The following is a 14,884-nucleotide window of genomic DNA, read 5'->3' on the forward strand; positions in this document are numbered from 1 at the left end:
CCTCTCGGACGGATCGTGGTGACCGTGCGGGCTGTGCTCTACGGGGCGACGGCGCCCCCGGCGGCCTCGTCCGTTCCCTCCGCCTCCAGTTCGCCGAACGCCTCGGCGGCCGCGACCGCCTCCGCACCGTGCTGCTCGTCGGCGGCGATCTTCCCGGCGAGCTCGGAGATCAGCGGGTTCTGGAACACGGTCTTGACGGGCACCGGGACCCCGAGGAGGTCCCCCAGGAGACCCGCCAGCCGGGTGCCGCTGAGCGAATCGCCGCCCAGACTGAAGAAGTTGTCGCCCGGCGCGACCCGGTCCAGGCCGAGGATGTCGGCGACCGCCGCGCAGAGCACCAGCTCCAGGGGACTGCCCGTACCGGCCGGCCCCTCCTCGGCGGCCGCCGAGTCCGCGGCGGACTGCTGGCGCCCCGCGGAGTCGGCCAGCCGCAGCCGGTCGACCTTGCCGTTGCGGGTCAGGGGCAGCTCCGCCAGCACGGTGAGCCCGGACGGCACCATGTACGCGGGGAGCTGCGCGGCGAGCCGCTCCAGCACGGGTCCCGCCGCGTCGGCGCCCGAGCCCGACACGACGAACGCGTGCAGCCGGCGCACTCCGTGGGCGCTGGCCGGGGCCACGACCACGGCCGCCTCGACGTCGGCGTCCTGGCGCAGCACGGCCTCGATCTCGCCGAGCTCGATCCGGTGGCCCTGGATCTTCACCTGGAAGTCGTCGCGGCCCAGGATCTCGATGGCCCCGTCGGGCAGGTAGCGGCCCAGGTCGCCCGTCAGGTAGGCGCGTTCCCCGGTCTCGGGCAGGCTCACGAAGCGGCTGCCGGTGCGCTCCGGGTCGTTCCAGTAGCCGAGCGCGAGCCCGACGTCGCTGGCCACGGCCATCTCGCCGACCACCCCGAGGGGGCGCTCGTACGCCGTCGCGTCGACGACGTAGTACCGCTGGTTCGTGATGGGCCTGCCGTACGGGATGCTCGTCCAGGACGGGTCGACCTCGCCGATCGGCTGGAACAGCGACCAGCAGATCGTCTCCGTCGGACCGCCCGAGCCCACCACCTCGATCCGGGGGCTCTGCGCCCGCAGGCGGTCGGGCAGGGTCAGCGGGATCCAGTCGCCGGACAGCACCGACAGCCGCAGGGACTCCAGCGGCCGGTCGCCGTCACGCCGCTCGCGGACCTCGGCCTCCCCGACGAGCAGCTCCATCAGGACGGGCACCGAGTTCCACAGCGTGACCTTCTCCGCCCGCACCAGGTCGGCCCAGACGTCGGGCTCCGCGTGCTCGAACGGCGGCGGGACCACCACGGTCCCGCCCTGGGTCAGCACCCCGAACACGTCGTAGATCGACGCGTCGAAGTGCAGCCCCGAGATGGCCAGCAGCCGGTCCTGCGCCCCCACGCCGAAGCGCGCGGCGACGTCCTGGACCAGGTTGACCACGCCGATGTGGTCGACCATCACGCCCTTGGGTTCCCCGGTGGAGCCCGAGGTGAAGATCGTGTACGCGAGGTCGGCCGGGGTCTGCGCGGTGTCGGGACGGGTGGCGTCGCCGGACTCGAAGTCGCGGTCCACGCGGTAGCGGCGGGCCGTGGGCGGCCAGCTGACCCGGGACTCCAGGGACGACTGGGTGAGGATCCGGTCGACGCCGGCCTCGGCGAGCAGCCGGCGCAGCCGCTCCGGCGGCACCGACGGGTCCAGCGGCAGGTAGGCGGCGCCGGAGGCGAGGACGCCGTAGACGGCGGCGTACTGCTCCCAGCCCTTCTCCATCACCACGGCCACCAGCTCGCCGGGGGCCGCCCCGTGGTCGCGCAGCGTACGCCCGATCCGCCAGGCGTACGCGGCCAGTTCGGCGTAGCTCAGGCGCCGGCCGCCGTCGACCACGGCCTCGGCGCCGGGGGTGCGCTCGGCCTGCGCGGCGAACAGCTCGTGCAGGGTGGTGTACGGGATCCGCCCGGCGGTGTCGTTGACCTTGCGCCGCAGGGTGCGCTCGGCCGGCGGGATCAGGTCGAAGCGCTTGGTGTGCAGGCTGTCCGGGTCCTCGGTGAGCTTCCCGACGAGGTCCACGTACACGCCGAAGGCCGCGTCGACGAACCCCGGCGAGAAGGCCCCGTCGACGAAGTCCCAGATGATGCGCAGTTCACCGTCGAGCTCGCGCAGCTGCACGTCGAGCGAGACCTGCGGGGTCTGCGAGATCGAGTACACCTCGCGGCCCAGGTCGGTGACGGGCCTGCGCACCGGGTAGTCGAGCAGACTCGTGACGACCACCGGCATCCCGGCCTGGGCGCCCATGCCGTGCAGCCGGGTCAGCTCCCGCAGGACGCGGACGCCGTTGAAGGAGCCGTGCTCCACGTCGCGGGCGAGCTGGTCGCGCAGGGCGTGCGCCCGGTCCAGGAAGGTCGCGCCGGAACCGTCGGCGGCGAGCATCACCGCGTTGGTGAAGTCGCCGAGCACGCCGGTGATGCCGGGGTGCACTGCCGGGCGCTGGAACACCGGGTAGTTGAGGGTGAAGTCCGTCTCCTCCGCCCAGCAGCGGATGACCTCGGCGAACGCGGCGGTGAGCAGGACCGACGGCGTCAGGCCCGCCCCGTGCGCCCGCGCCGCGAACCGCTGCCAGTCCGCCGGGGAGAGGCGGTGCTCGCGCCGGTCGAAGCGGACCTCGTGGCCGTCCCCGCCCTCCGCGGCGCCGGCCGTGGGCAGCGAGGGGGCGGGCGGCAGGGTGGGGATCCGCTCGACCCAGTACTCCCGCGCGGCGCGGAAGGCCTCGGTGTGCGGGAGGGCGTCGGCGCGCCAGCGGGCGTACTCGGGGAAGGAGATGCCGGGCTCCGGGAGCACGGCGTCCGGGTTCTCGTACAGGTCGACCAGCTCGGGGAAGAGCACCTGGAAGGCGCTGGAGGCGTCCAGCACCTGGAGGTCGATGCCCAGGTGGATCCGGCCGGGGGCGTCCGGGCCGCCCAGCCGGATGATCCGCAGGTCGAACAGCGGCCAGCTGCCGACCGGGAAGACCACGTGGCTCATCTCGTCGCGCAGCGCGGCCAGCCGGTCCCGCGCCGCGTCCTCGGACAGCTCGCGCAGGTCGATGACCGGTATGTCGAAGGGGAGCGGCTCGGAGGGTACCCAGGAGGTGCCGTCCTGCCCGCCGATGGCGCGCAGCATGTCGTGGCGGGCGACCACCGTGCGCCAGGCCCGGGCGAAGCGTTCCGGATCGAGGTCCGGGCGCTCCCACTCGAAGTACCCGTAGCAGCCGATACCGCCCAGGTCGACGGCTTCGCTCCGCCCGATCATCAGCGCCTGCTGCGTCTCGGTCATCGGGAAGGACACGGCACTGTCCGCGCGAGCGGGCAGGAGCTCGGTCATGGTCCAACTCCATTCGGTGTTACGGGTACGGATACGGGCCGGCGGCCCGGGACCGGTGCGGCCCGGGGGTGTCGTGCTGCGGGGCAGGGCGAGGCTAGGGGCGGTGAGTTAGCCGCCGGTTATGCTCCGCGCGTCCGGCGGGCTCGGCGGGGGCCGCCGCGTCCTCGCCGAGGGAGAGGGCGAAGAGCCGTACGAGCGGGTGGAACAGGTAGCAGGGCTGGCCCCGCTCGTCCGCGCCGCTGACCTCCAGCAGCGCCGCGTCGGCGAGCGCCTCCAGCAGCCGTTCCGCCTCCGCCTCCGACCGGTTCAGGGCGAGCGCCGCGTCCGCCGCCGGGAACGGCTGCGGACCGAGGGCCGCCAAGTGCGGGAACACCTCCCGCACCTCGGGCGCCACGGCCCGCCAGGACGGCAGCAGCGAGCTGTGCACGTCCAGGTCCCCGGAGTGCAGCTCCCGCAGCCGGGTCGCCGGATCGGCGAGCCGGCCGGCCAGCCGGTCGGGGCTGCAGCGTGGCCGGGCGGCGATCCGCGTCCCGACGATCCGCAGGGCCAGCGGGAGTCCGGCGCAGTGCTCCACGATCGCCGAGGCGGCGCGGGGCGCGGCGGCCACCCGGTCGGGTCCGGCCGCGGCGGCGAGCAGTTCCAGCGCGTCCCCGGCCTCCAGGGGAGCGAGGGCCACGGTGTGCGCCCCGGCCACGGTGGGCAGGGCCGTGCGCCCGGTGACCAGCACGGCGGGCTCCGGGGTGTTGGGCAGCAGCGGGCCCAGCTGGGCGGCACCGGAGGCGTTGTCCAGCACGATCAGCAGCTGCCGGCCCCTGGTCCGCTCGCGGTAGAGGCGTACGAGGTGGTCCTGGTCCGCCGTGACGGGTACGTCGTCCACCGGGCCCAGCGCGCGCAGCAGGTGCAGCAGCACCCGGGTGGGGTGCCGCGGCGTGCCGTCGGGGGAGCGGAGGTCGGCGTACAGCTGCCCGTCGGGGAAGTCCCGCCGGCAGCGGTGCGCCGCGTGCACGGCCAGGGCCGTCTTGCCGAGCCCGGCCATACCGGTCACCAGGACCCGCCGGGGCCGCCCGGCGCTCTGTCTCTCGGGGGCGAGCGCCCGGCAGAGCAGGCCCAGTTCGCGCTCCCGGCCGGTGAAGTCGACGGTGTCCGGCGGCAGCATCGAGGGTGCGACCGCGGCTGCGGGCGCGGCCGCCGGCCTGCCGGAACCGGCCGGTCCGCCCGGCCGGGCGCCCGGGAGCAGGGCCGGACCGGGGCGCGGGCGGCGGTCCAGCGTGCCGTCGAGCAGGGCCCGGTAGGTGGACTGGAGCCCTTCCCCGGGATTCACACCGAGTTCCTCGGAGAGCACCGCGCGGCCGTGGTGGTAGAGGTGGATGGCGTCCGCCTGGCGCCCGGACCTGTACAGGGCCGTCATCAGCTGGCAGCGGATGCGCTCGCGCAGGGGGAACTCGGCCACCAGACCGGTGAGTTCGCCGGTGATCTGCTCGTGCCGGCCGAGGGCCAGGTCCGCGGTGATGCGGTGCTCCAGCGCCACGGTCCGGGCCTCCATCAGGCGCGGAGCCTCCGCGTCGGCGAGATATTCCGTCGCGTTGGCGAAAGGCAGGCCGTTCCACCGGGCAAGGGCGTCGCGCAGGAGATTTCCGGCCTTTTCGAAGTCCTCGCGGAGCAGTGCCTCCCGGCCGTCCCGCGCCAGTCCCTCGAATTCCCAGAGATCCAGCGTGGCATTTCCAATGCTCATGGCATATCCAGGTGGCCTGCGGTCGATGAGGACATCGCCGCCCAGGATCTTGCGCAAACGCGAAACATAGGTGTACAGCTGTGCGCTGACGGTGGCCGGGGGAGCCCAGCCCCACAGCAGGCGGCACAGCCGCTCGTCGGAGACCACCTCTTCGCGGGCCACGAGGAGCGCCGCGAGCACGGTGTGAAGCTTCGCCCCGGAGAACGCGGCCCGCCGGCCGTCCCGCCGTACCTCGACTGGCCCGAGCACTCGGAATTCCATCTACCGCCCCATCCGTGATTCATGGGAAGAATCTCCGAACGAAGCTAGTGGAGTCCGTTGTCTCCTCGATATCGTGTCGATTTCGTGGGCGGCGGGCGTCATGAAATCGCTGGAACATTGAACGAAAAGGAGGCGTCCCTACTGTTCCATTCATGCCGCAGCGAGCGGCGCAGATGCTCCACCGAGAGGGGATTCCCGATGCGTAGCACCCACGCGGCGAAGACGGCGAAGACGACCAAGACGGCGGCGGCCTGCCTGGTGGTACTCGCCGGAGTGTTCGTGGGATCGGGGGGCGCGCTGGCCGCCACGCAGGGGACGGGCACCACCGTGCTGGCGGACGACATGCCCTGGGGCGTCGTCAAGCCGTTGGACCCCCCGCGCCACGGCGGCGCCGGCCACCTCGGCCGGCACGGCGACCGCACCCAGGACATGCCCTGGGGCTGACACCGCCCGGAACGTCCCCCGGGTCGACCGGACCGCGACCGCCGCTCGGCGCCCTTCGGCGCCGCGGACTCAGTGCGCGGGGTCGACCAGCAGCCGGGTCAGCTCCTCCGGAGTGAAGGAACGATGCGCCCGCCCTTCCAGGGCCAGGCCACCCGCATCGCCCCGGCCATCCGCACCACCCGGGCCACCGGCGCCGTCCCGGCCTCCGGTAGCGTCCCGCCCTCCGGTAGCGTCCCGCCCTCCCGCGCCGCCCGTTCCGGAACCGTCACCCGGTTCCCCGGCCGCGCCCTGCACCGCCGCCAGCAGCCGGCCCGCCTGGGCCCGCCACGGCTGGGCCCCCACCTCCCCGAACGCGGCACAGGCACGCCGGAACCGCTCCGCCGCCTCCGCGGGGCGGCCGCCGATCGCCTCGACGCACCCGAGATCCGTCTCCACCCGTGCGTAAAGGAAACGGTCCGCCAGCTCACCAGTGATCTCCAGGGCCTGTTGCAGCGTCTCTCCCGCCGCTGACAGCAGGCCCTGGCTCCACTGGGCCTGCCCGAGGCCGCGCAACGCGTGCGCCTCCCCGACCCGGTCACCCTCGCCCCGGGTCAGCCGCAGCACCGAGCGGAACGACTCGGACGCCTCGTCGAAGTCCCCGACCCGCAGCCGCACCTCGGCCAGCCGGTACAGCGACTGCGCCTCCGCCCGCACCGACCCGGTGCGCCGGCTCAGCGCCAACGCCCGCTCCGCCAGCGGCAGGGCGGCTTCCGCGCTGCCCCGGTCCAGCTCGATCTGGGCCTGGAAACCCAGCAGGTGCGCCTCGTTGCCCGTGTCACCCGCGTCGTGGAACCCGCCGAGCGCCGCCTCGCAGAACTCCAGGGCCCGTTCCCAGTCCCCCTGGAACCGGGCGCACATCGCCAGGTTCCGCTGCGCCAGCGCCGCACCGCCCGCGTCCCCGGTGCTGCGCAACAGCCGCAGGGCGGCCATGTTCCAGCCCTCGGCCTGCTCGTAGCGCCGCTGGTAGATCGCCAGGGAGCCCAGCAGCCGCAGCATCGTCGCCTCGCCGGGCACGTCCCCGGTCCGGCGCGCCGAGGACAGGGCCTGCTCGGCGCACAGCTGCCAGTCCTCCAGGTAGTTCTTCGTCTCGAAGTGCGGAACCGCGCTCTCCGTCAGCATCCACGCGTACCGGACCCGGTCCGTCTCCGCCGCGTGCGCGACCAGGTCGGTCACGGCCGTGCGCTCCGACTCGAACCAGTCCATGGGCGAGGCCAACAGCTCGTCGGCGAGCTCCGGCAGGTAGCGCGGAGCGGGCGCCGCCGCCCGGCCGACCGGGAACTCCCGCCCGTCCATCCGCCGGTGCGCCTCCTCGGCCAGCCACAGCCAGGCCGCGAACGCCCGCTCCAGCGCGGCGTCGATCTCGTCCGCGGGTTCGTCCGACTCCGCCCGTTCCCGGGCGAACAGCTTCAACAGGTCCTGGAACCGGTAGCGGGCGGCCCGCCCCGGCTCGGTCTCGGCGACCTCGAGCAGCTGCGCGTCGACGAGCTGGTCGATCAGTTCCTCCGCGTGCCACACGTCGGTGTCCAGTACGGCCGCCCCCGCCCAGGACGCGAAGTCCGCCGTACGCAGCAGTCCGAGCCGCCGGTACATGCGGGCCGCCTCCGGCGGCAGGTCCCGGTAGGTGAGCCGGAACCCGGCCCGGACCCCGCCCTGGCCCGGGCTCAGCACGTCGAGGCGCCGGCGCTGGTCGCGGAGCCGGTCCACCAGGTTCCGCACGCTCAGACCGGGTTTGGCCGCGAGCCGGGCTCCGGCGATCCGCAGTGCCAGCGGAAGGCAGTCGCACAGCGCGCCCAGCTGCTCCACCGCCACCGGGTCGCTGCCGAACCGCTCGGCGCCCGCGAGCTTGGTGAGCAGGGCTGTCGCCTCGGTCGGCTCCAGCATCGGCAGCCGGATGCGCAGCGCCGTGTAGTCGCCGGTCAGGTCGCCCAGGCTCTCCCGGCTGGTCGCCAGCACCACGCTGCGGCCGCCGCCGGGCAGCAGGGGTCTGAGCTGGGTGAAGGAGCGGACGTTGTCCAGGACGATCAGCGTCTTGCGGGTGCTCAGGAGGCTGCGGAGCAGGGAGCCCCGCTCGTCGGCGTCCGCCGGGATCTGCGGAGCGCCGATCCCGAGGGCGCGCAGGAACCGGTCCAGCACGGCGGCGGGGGAGACCGGGGCGTTCTCCTCGTCGTACCCGCGCAGGTCCGCGAAGAGCTGGCCGTCCGGGAAGCGGTCGGCCACCTGGCTGGCCCAGTGCACGGCCAGTGCGGTCTTGCCCACCCCGCCGACGCCCACGATGGTCGCCAGCGCCGGGGTGTGGGGGGTGTACGGCTCCCGTAACAGCCGGTCCAGGGCCGCCATTTCCCGCTGCCGTCCGGTGAACGCCATCACATCGGGCGGGAGTTGCGCCGGAATGGTGTGCAGGGCGGTCGGCGCGGCGGGCTCGGCGGTCGTCGGCCGGGTCAGCTCCGGGGAGTCCCGCAGGATCAGGTCGTGCAACTGCCGCAGACCGGGCCCGGGCTCGATCCCCAGCTCCTCGATGAGCAGCCGCCGGCCGTGCAGGAACACGTCGAGGGCCTCGGCGCGCTGGCCCGACCGGTAGAGGGCCAGCATGAGGTGTTCGCGGGACTGCTCGCGCAGCGGGTGCCGGGACACCAGCTCGGCGAGCTCGCCGGTCAGTGCCCGGTGCCGGCCGAGCTGGAGCATCAGCCCGGCGCGCTCCTCGATCAGCGCGAGCCGCATCTGTTCGAGCCGGATCGCCTCGGCCTCGAGGCGGGAGCCCGCGGGCTCGTCGAGCGCGGCGCCCCGCCAGATGCTCAGCGCCTCCTCGAACAGCGCGCAGGCCTCCTCGGCCCGTCCGTGCCGGGCGGCGTCGCGCCCCTGCTCGGAGCGCTCCGCGAACTCCTGCACGTCGATGCGGTGTTCGCCCTTCGCCAGCAGGTAGCCCGGCGGCGAGGTGATCAGCAGGTCGGACACCCCGGCCTGCTTGAAGGACTTGCGCAGGGTGGCGACGCAGATGGCGATCTGGTTGCGGGCGGTCGCGGGGGGTGTTTCGGGCCAGACGGAGTCCACCAGGGTGTCCACCGACACGACGCGGTCGGCGTTCAGGACGAGCATGGCGAGGACGGTCGCCTGGCGCCGTCCGTTGATCCGCAACGGTCCCTCATCGGTCTGGACGACCAGCGGTCCCAGCACTCTGAAGACAAACCGATTCAAAAGATCCCCCGGCAGTGAAGCCCCCGCTTCAGGCCGGAACGCTACCGCAAAGAGGAATCCCCGGTGCAGTCAACAGTTGGGAAAAATAAGGGCGTTTTCCGGTCGACTCTTCCGGTGTCGGGTTTTCGGCCGCGGAGCGGGCACTTCCGCGGCGGGGAGGGAGGCCAGGGTGTCCGACAGCCCGCGCAGCACCTCGGAGAAGCGCCGGGTCTCGTCCTCTCCGCCGAGCCGCTCGCACAGCTGCCGGGTCAGTTCGGCGAGGCAGGCGTCGACCTCCCGCATCGCGGCCAGGCCCTGCTCGGTGGCGCCGAGCAGCTTGGCCCGCCGGTGGGCGGGATTGTCCGAGTAGGCCGCGAGACCCTGCGCCACCAGCAGGTCCGCGATCCGCTGGACGCTCTGCCGGGAGGTCCCCACCCGCCGGGAGACGTCCGATACCGACAGGTGCTCGCCGGCGACCGAGCTGAGTATCTGCCAGCGCGCGGCGCTGAGCCCGCTGGGGAGGGCGAGCCGGTCGAGCGCCGCGGTGAAGCGTCCGTTCAGCCGGAAGACCGCCACCGCGGCACGGCTGAACGCCTCCGCCTCTCCCGTTTCCCCCGTGCGCGTCACCGTTGGTCCCCCTCCGTAGGTCTTCCGGGCGCTGCACGATAACAGCGCGTGGTGACGTGGACGAGGGCTGTGCAACGGCTCCGTCCGGCGCCGCGAGAGGCCGCCAACATGGCCGAAACCGGGCGGGTCGAGCGGCATGTGCGGCTCCCTCGTGCGGGTGAGGGGGCCGACGGGGGCGAACGCACCCCGCGCCGGGGCGATCGCGGAGCACCAGGTGGGCACGGCGGCGTGCGGCTGCACGGGAGGGGCGCCCCATTCCGGCCATGCGCCCCCGCACGCCCCCTGCGACCACGTTCCGCCCGGGTGGTACCGGGGCAGCCGCTTGATGCCGCTCGGCAGTCCGTCCCCAAGGAGAGTCAGTGATGACGAAAGTGCTCGTTCTGCACAGTGTCAGCCTCGTCGGGTCCGCCCTCGCCGCCCTGCTGAGATCCGAGGGGGACTTCGACGTCACGTCGGCGGGGTGGCACACGGCCGCGCGGCGCGCGGAGACGTTATGCCCGGACGTGGCGGTCGTCGACGTGGACTGTCCGGGGGCGACGGCCGTCCTGGCGGGGGACGGCCGCTCCCGTCGCCGCGTGCTGGCCCCGCCCACCCCGCTCCTCGTGCTGGCGACCGCCGGTACGCCGGGCACGCTCGGACGGGCCTTCCAGGCCGAGGCCCGCGGATACGTGGACAAGGACGGCTCCCCCGGCCGGCTCGTCCGCGCCGTGCGCAAGCTCGCCGCCGGCGAGCGGTTCATCGACGCGTCCCTGGCCTCCGCGTTCATGGAGGCCGACCCGGTGCCGCTCAGCCCGCGCGAGCTGAGCGTGCTGGCCCGCGCCGCCGAGGGCGACTCCGTCGCCGAGATCGCCCGCTCCCTGCACCTGGCCAGCGGAACGGTGCGCAACTACATGGCCGCCGTGACCCGCAAGACCGGCGCCCGCAACCGTATCGACGCGATACGCATATCCCGCCGGAAGGGCTGGGTGTAACCCCGCGCCCGGCGCACGCGGGCGGTCCGGCCCCACGCGACCCGGCCGCCCCCGCCCCGGCGCACGCCGCCCCCGGCGACCCGGTGCGACCCGGTGCGATCCGGCCGTCCTCAGCCCGGCGCGACCCCGCCGTCCGCGCCCCACATCCCGACGAGATCCCGGTACAGGGGCGACCTGGCCGGGAGTTCCGCGTGCGTGCCGCACACCGCCCGGGTCCCGTCGAGCACGAGGACCCGGTCGGCCCGAACCGCCGACGAGATCCGGTGCGCCACCACGACCAGGGTGCCGGGGCGGGACGCCAGCGCCCGCTCGGCGCGTTCCTCGGCCCGCGGATCGAGGTGGCAGGTGGCCTCGTCGAGCAGGAGCAGCGGGGCGGGGGAGAGGTGGGCGGCGGTCAGGGCCAGCAGCTGGCGCTCGCCCTGGGACAGTGCCCCGGGGTCGACGACCGCGTCGAGCCCGCCGAGCCGCTCCAGCAGGTCCGCCGCCCCCAGCGCAACCGCGGCCCGCCCCAGCCGGGCCTCCGGCACGGCCTCCGGATCGGGGCACAGGTGGGTCAGGTTCTCGCGGACGGTGCCGGTGAACACGTACGCCTGCTGCGGCAGCAGCGTCCGCCGCGGGTCCGGGGCCCCGCCCGGCCGCGGCCGGGCCGGGGCGCCGGCCACCAGCACCGTGCCCCGGTCGGGTGCGAGCATCCCGGCGAGCAGGGCGGCCAGCGTGGACTTGCCGATCCCGCTCGGGCCGACCACCGCCAGGTGCTCGCCGGGCCGCAGCGTCAGGTCCAGCGCGTCCAGTACGGGGTGCGCGTGCGGCCCGTACGCGAAGCCCACGCCGCGCAGTTCGGCGGCGGCGGGCGCGCCCGGCCGCGCCGGGGCGGGCACGGGCGCCGGGTCTGGGTCCGGGCGCGGGACGGCCCGCGCTGATGCCGGCCGGGCGTCCGCGGGCCCGGGCGGCGGGGGCCCCTGCGGGGCCGGGGCCTGCGGGGCCGGGTCCTGCGGCGTGCAGAACCGGTCCAGCACCACCACCAGCCGGGTCCCGGCGGAACCGAGCGCGGCCATCAGGGTGTTGAGGGCGGGCAGCAGCGACTGCACGAGGTACGTCAGGGCGCCGGCCAGGGTCCCGGCGGTGACGCCCCGGCCGAGCAGCCAGGGCGTGGCGGCCAGCAGGGCGATGACGGGCGCCCGCCCCGCGCAGCCGAGGGCCAGCGTCCGGACGGCGCCCCAGCGGGCGAGCCGCGCGGTGAGCCGCGCCTGGGCGCCGATCAGCGGATCCACCCCGGCCGCCGCCGCGCCGCCGGCTCCGCAGGCCACCACGTCGCGCAGCCCCGCGGCCAGTTCGCCCACCCGCGCGGCCAGGGCCTCGTCGGTGTCCAGGGCCTCGCGCTGCACGGCCGCCATGGGGCGCAGCGTGGCCAGGAACGCCGCCAGCCCCAGCAGCAGCGGGGGGATCACCACCACCAGCAGGACGGGCGCCAGCGCGGCCATGCCGGCCAGCGCGCCCACGGTGGTGAACAGGAAGGAGCGGGCCGTCAGCACCAGCCCGGCGAAGGAGTCCCGCGCCATCTCGGTCTGCTGCGTCAGCCGGGACACGGCGCTCGCGTCGGCGCCGCGGGACGGATCGTCCACCGCCCGGTCCAGGGCGTGGCGCACGGCCCGGCGCACCAGGCCGTCCCGCAGCGGTTCCACGAGGTCGGCGAGCCCGCCGAACACCCCGCGCAGCGCGATCCCGCCGAGCAGTGCGCCCGCCCCGGCGACGCCGAGCCAGGCGAGTCCGGTTCCGGTGTGCCCCGCGAGGAAGCCGTCGTCGAGCGCGCGGGCCACGCCGTACCCGCCGAGGAAGGTGTGCGCGGACTCCAGCAGCGACCACAGCGCCAGCGTGCCGAGCGTACGGGTGCGGCCGCGCAGGAACCGGCGGGCCTCCGGCCCCACCCGCCCCCAGGAGCCCTCGCCGCCGCTCATACGGCGGCCTCCCCGACGGCGGTCCGCGGCCCGGGTTCCGGCGCGGCCTCCGGCTTCCGTACGGAGGGCCCGGCTCCGGGCCGCGTCGCCGGTTCGGCCGCTGCCGCCGGGTCGGCACCGGGCCGTGCTCCGGCTCCGGCCGTCGGCCCGTCCTTCGCCCCCGGTCCGGCTCCGGCCCCCTGATCAGAGGCCGCCCCCCGGTCCGTGGCCGCCCCCCGGTCCGTGGCAGTCTCCTGGTCCGTAGCCGTACCGCCGTCCGCGGGGGCCGCGAACACCGCCCGGTACGCCGGGTCCTGCCACAGCGCGGCGTGCCCCCCCGCCCCCCTGACCCGGCCGTCCTCCAGCCAGACCACCAGATCGGCCCGGGCCGCCGAGGAGATCCGGTGCGCCACCACGATCCGGGTGCCCGGCCGGACCGCGTGCGCCAGCGCGCGCTCGACCTCGCGCGCGGTGACGGTGTCGAGGCCCGATGTGGCGTCGTCGAGCACGAGCAGTCGCCCCGGGTTCAGGAACGCCCGCGCCAGGCCGAGGCGTTGGAACTCGCCGCCCGAGAGCGGGGCGTCGGCCAGCGGGGTGTCGCAGCCGTCGGGCAGCCGCCGTACGAACGGCTCGGCGCCGGCCGCCCGGATCGCGGCCCCCACCTCCTCGGGGCTCGGCGGCGGCTCCGCGCCGAAGGCGACCGCGCCGGCCACGGTCCCGCCCAGCAGCGCCGGCCGGTCGAAGGCGTGACCCACCTCGGACCGCAGCGCCCGCTCCGAGAGCCGTGCCAGCGGGACCCCGTCGAGGAGCACCTCCCCGGCGTCGGGGTCGGTGAGGCGCCCGGCCACGGCGGCGAGCAGCGTCTTGCCCGATCCGGACCGGCCCACGACGGCGACGGTGGCGCCGCCGGGCACCAGCAGGTCGACGCCGTCCAGGACCGTCTTCCCGGCACGTTCCACGCGGACGCCGCGCAGCTCCAGCGCTCCCGGCCCGCCCTCGGGCAACACGGCCGTCCCGTAGGTGAGTTCGGGGAGGAGGAAGAGGGCGGCGGTGCGCCGGGCGGCGGCCCGGCCGCGCACCACCGCGGCGAGCCGGCCGGTGACGGCGCCGACCCCGGCCGCCAGGCCCGCGTACCGGACGGCGGCGAGCAGAGCGCCGACCCCCAGTGCGCCGGCCGCGAGACGCATGCCGCCCACGGCGAGGACCGCGTACAGCAGCAGTGGCATGAGGGCCGAGGTGCGGGCGGTCGTGCCGCCGTAGACCCGCCACATCTGCCGTCCCTCGACGCCGAGTTCGGGCAGTCCGGCCAGGATCCGGGCGCGTTCGCGGCCCACGGTGCCTGCGGCGGCGATGGTCCGGGCCCCGGCGAGGGCCTCGACGAGCCGGCCCGCCATCACGAGCTGCACCCGCTGGTAGCGGGAGACACTGGCGGCCGAGTCCCGGGCGAAGGCGCGCAACAGGACGGCCAGCAGCGGGATGCCGGCGACGAAGGCGAGCGCCGTCCAGACGTCGATGAGGAAGAGGGCCACGACCCCGCCGAGCGGGGGCAGCAACGAGGCGACCGCGCCGGCCGCGGCGGCCGGCGCGGTACCCGCCTCGGTGGCGTGGGCGGTCAGCCGGGCCGCGAGTTCCCCGGGCGCGTGACGCTTCGCGTGGTGCGGGGCGGTGCCCAGCAGCCGGGCCAGCCCGAGGCGGCGCAGCCAGGCCGTGGAACGGCCGTCCACCTGCCCGGTCAGCCGGGTCGTCAGGGCGTCCAGCAGGACCTCGGCGAGGACGATGGCGGCGCACCAGGCGGTCCACGCGGGGCCGGCGGGATCGCGCCGCAGGAGAAGGTCGAGGGTGTGGCCGAGGACGGCCGGCTCGGCGAGGGCCGCCACGGCGGCGGCGACCGAGCACGCGCCGACGGCCGCGGTCCGCCCGGCGGTGTGCCGGGCGGCGGCCACCAGGGCCCGGTCACCGCTCTGCGCGAGCGCCGCCTCGCCGGTGGGATCGGGCGGGGTCATCGGCGGATGCTCCAGACGTGTGGTGCGGACATCGGGCGCAGGCAGACAGGCAGACAGGCAGACAGGCAGACAGGCAGACAGGCGGAACGGAACGGACACCGGCACCGGACACGATGCCCGACACCGGTGCGTGACGTGGTGCGTGTGACGGGATGGGACGGGATGGGATGTGGTGCGGGCCCGGGCGGCGAACCGCCCGGGCCCGGGAACGACCTGGGTCAGTTACAGGTCGTGATGCTCAGGCTGCTGTCTCCGCAGAGGAGCAGGCTGGCGCGGCTGCCGCCGCCGGTGAGTCCGGCCTCGGTGATCTCTTCCTTGGGGGTTTCCATCGACTGCAGGTCGAGAAGGGTCATGTCGTTTTCCT

At 75.2% G+C, this 14,884-nt stretch carries 9 protein-coding genes; 2 read left to right on the forward strand and 7 right to left on the reverse strand.

Annotation, left to right across the window (positions count from 1 at the left end; all coding sequences use genetic code 11):
* Positions 1 to 38: 38 nt before the first annotated feature.
* Both ACZ6S8_RS25075 and ACZ6S8_RS25080 read right to left on the reverse strand, forming a co-directional pair.
* Positions 39 to 3,338, reverse strand: coding sequence for a non-ribosomal peptide synthetase (locus ACZ6S8_RS25075; RefSeq protein WP_469459257.1), 3,300 nt, complete (start codon positions 3,336 to 3,338; stop codon positions 39 to 41).
* 94 nt (positions 3,339 to 3,432) lie between these two features.
* Entirely contained in the window at positions 3,433 to 5,319 is a 1,887-nt protein-coding gene (locus tag ACZ6S8_RS25080; RefSeq protein WP_469459258.1) for an AfsR/SARP family transcriptional regulator, read from the reverse strand.
* 210 nt (positions 5,320 to 5,529) lie between these two features.
* Between ACZ6S8_RS25080 and ACZ6S8_RS25085 the strand changes: the two genes are divergently transcribed.
* Positions 5,530 to 5,775, forward strand: coding sequence for a hypothetical protein (locus tag ACZ6S8_RS25085; RefSeq protein ID WP_469459259.1), 246 nt, complete (start codon positions 5,530 to 5,532; stop codon positions 5,773 to 5,775).
* A gap of 69 nt (positions 5,776 to 5,844) precedes the next feature.
* Here ACZ6S8_RS25085 and ACZ6S8_RS25090 read toward each other — a convergent pair whose 3' ends face one another.
* Positions 5,845 to 8,946 carry an AfsR/SARP family transcriptional regulator gene (locus ACZ6S8_RS25090; RefSeq protein WP_469459261.1) on the reverse strand — a complete coding sequence of 1,034 codons (3,102 nt, stop codon included), beginning with the start codon at positions 8,944 to 8,946 and terminating at the stop codon, positions 5,845 to 5,847.
* A 129-nt stretch (positions 8,947 to 9,075) separates the two neighbouring features.
* Positions 9,076 to 9,612, reverse strand: a complete 537-nt coding sequence (locus ACZ6S8_RS25095) for a MarR family winged helix-turn-helix transcriptional regulator (protein WP_469459263.1) — start codon at positions 9,610 to 9,612, stop codon at positions 9,076 to 9,078.
* A gap of 362 nt (positions 9,613 to 9,974) precedes the next feature.
* On the opposite strand from ACZ6S8_RS25095, the gene ACZ6S8_RS25100 reads away from it, so the two are divergent.
* The gene (locus ACZ6S8_RS25100; protein WP_383915573.1) at positions 9,975 to 10,583 is read left to right on the forward strand and encodes a response regulator transcription factor; all 609 of its coding nucleotides are present in this window, start codon (positions 9,975 to 9,977) and stop codon (positions 10,581 to 10,583) included.
* Positions 10,584 to 10,693: 110 nt separating this feature from the next.
* Here the strand turns inward: ACZ6S8_RS25100 and ACZ6S8_RS25105 are convergent, their stop codons facing one another.
* The 3 genes from ACZ6S8_RS25105 to ACZ6S8_RS25115 all read right to left on the reverse strand — a co-directional run bounded on the left by ACZ6S8_RS25105 (position 10,694) and on the right by ACZ6S8_RS25115 (position 14,873).
* Positions 10,694 to 12,538, reverse strand: coding sequence for an ATP-binding cassette domain-containing protein (locus tag ACZ6S8_RS25105; RefSeq protein WP_469459266.1), 1,845 nt, complete (start codon positions 12,536 to 12,538; stop codon positions 10,694 to 10,696).
* A complete protein-coding gene (locus tag ACZ6S8_RS25110; RefSeq protein WP_469459268.1) occupies positions 12,535 to 14,520 on the reverse strand; it encodes an ABC transporter ATP-binding protein in 1,986 nt (661 codons plus the stop codon). The genes ACZ6S8_RS25105 and ACZ6S8_RS25110 overlap by 4 nt, the downstream gene beginning before the upstream one ends.
* A 218-nt stretch (positions 14,521 to 14,738) precedes the next feature.
* Positions 14,739 to 14,873 carry a SapB/AmfS family lanthipeptide gene (locus ACZ6S8_RS25115; RefSeq protein ID WP_469459270.1) on the reverse strand — a complete coding sequence of 45 codons (135 nt, stop codon included), beginning with the start codon at positions 14,871 to 14,873 and terminating at the stop codon, positions 14,739 to 14,741.
* Between the last annotated feature and the right edge of the window lie 11 nt (positions 14,874 to 14,884).

It is taken from the genome of Streptomyces sp. NPDC048461, assembly GCF_055587105.1.

Coding starts and splice junctions, on each gene's coding strand:
- ACZ6S8_RS25075 (WP_469459257.1), bottom strand. CDS start 3,338: ATGACCGAGCTCCTGCCCGCTCGCGCGGACAGTGCCGTGTCCTTCCCG.
- ACZ6S8_RS25085 (WP_469459259.1), top strand. CDS start 5,530: ATGCGTAGCACCCACGCGGCGAAGACGGCGAAGACGACCAAGACGGCG.
- ACZ6S8_RS25100 (WP_383915573.1), top strand. CDS start 9,975: ATGACGAAAGTGCTCGTTCTGCACAGTGTCAGCCTCGTCGGGTCCGCC.
- ACZ6S8_RS25105 (WP_469459266.1), bottom strand. CDS start 12,538: ATGAGCGGCGGCGAGGGCTCCTGGGGGCGGGTGGGGCCGGAGGCCCGC.
- ACZ6S8_RS25110 (WP_469459268.1), bottom strand. CDS start 14,520: ATGACCCCGCCCGATCCCACCGGCGAGGCGGCGCTCGCGCAGAGCGGT.
- ACZ6S8_RS25115 (WP_469459270.1), bottom strand. CDS start 14,873: ATGACCCTTCTCGACCTGCAGTCGATGGAAACCCCCAAGGAAGAGATC.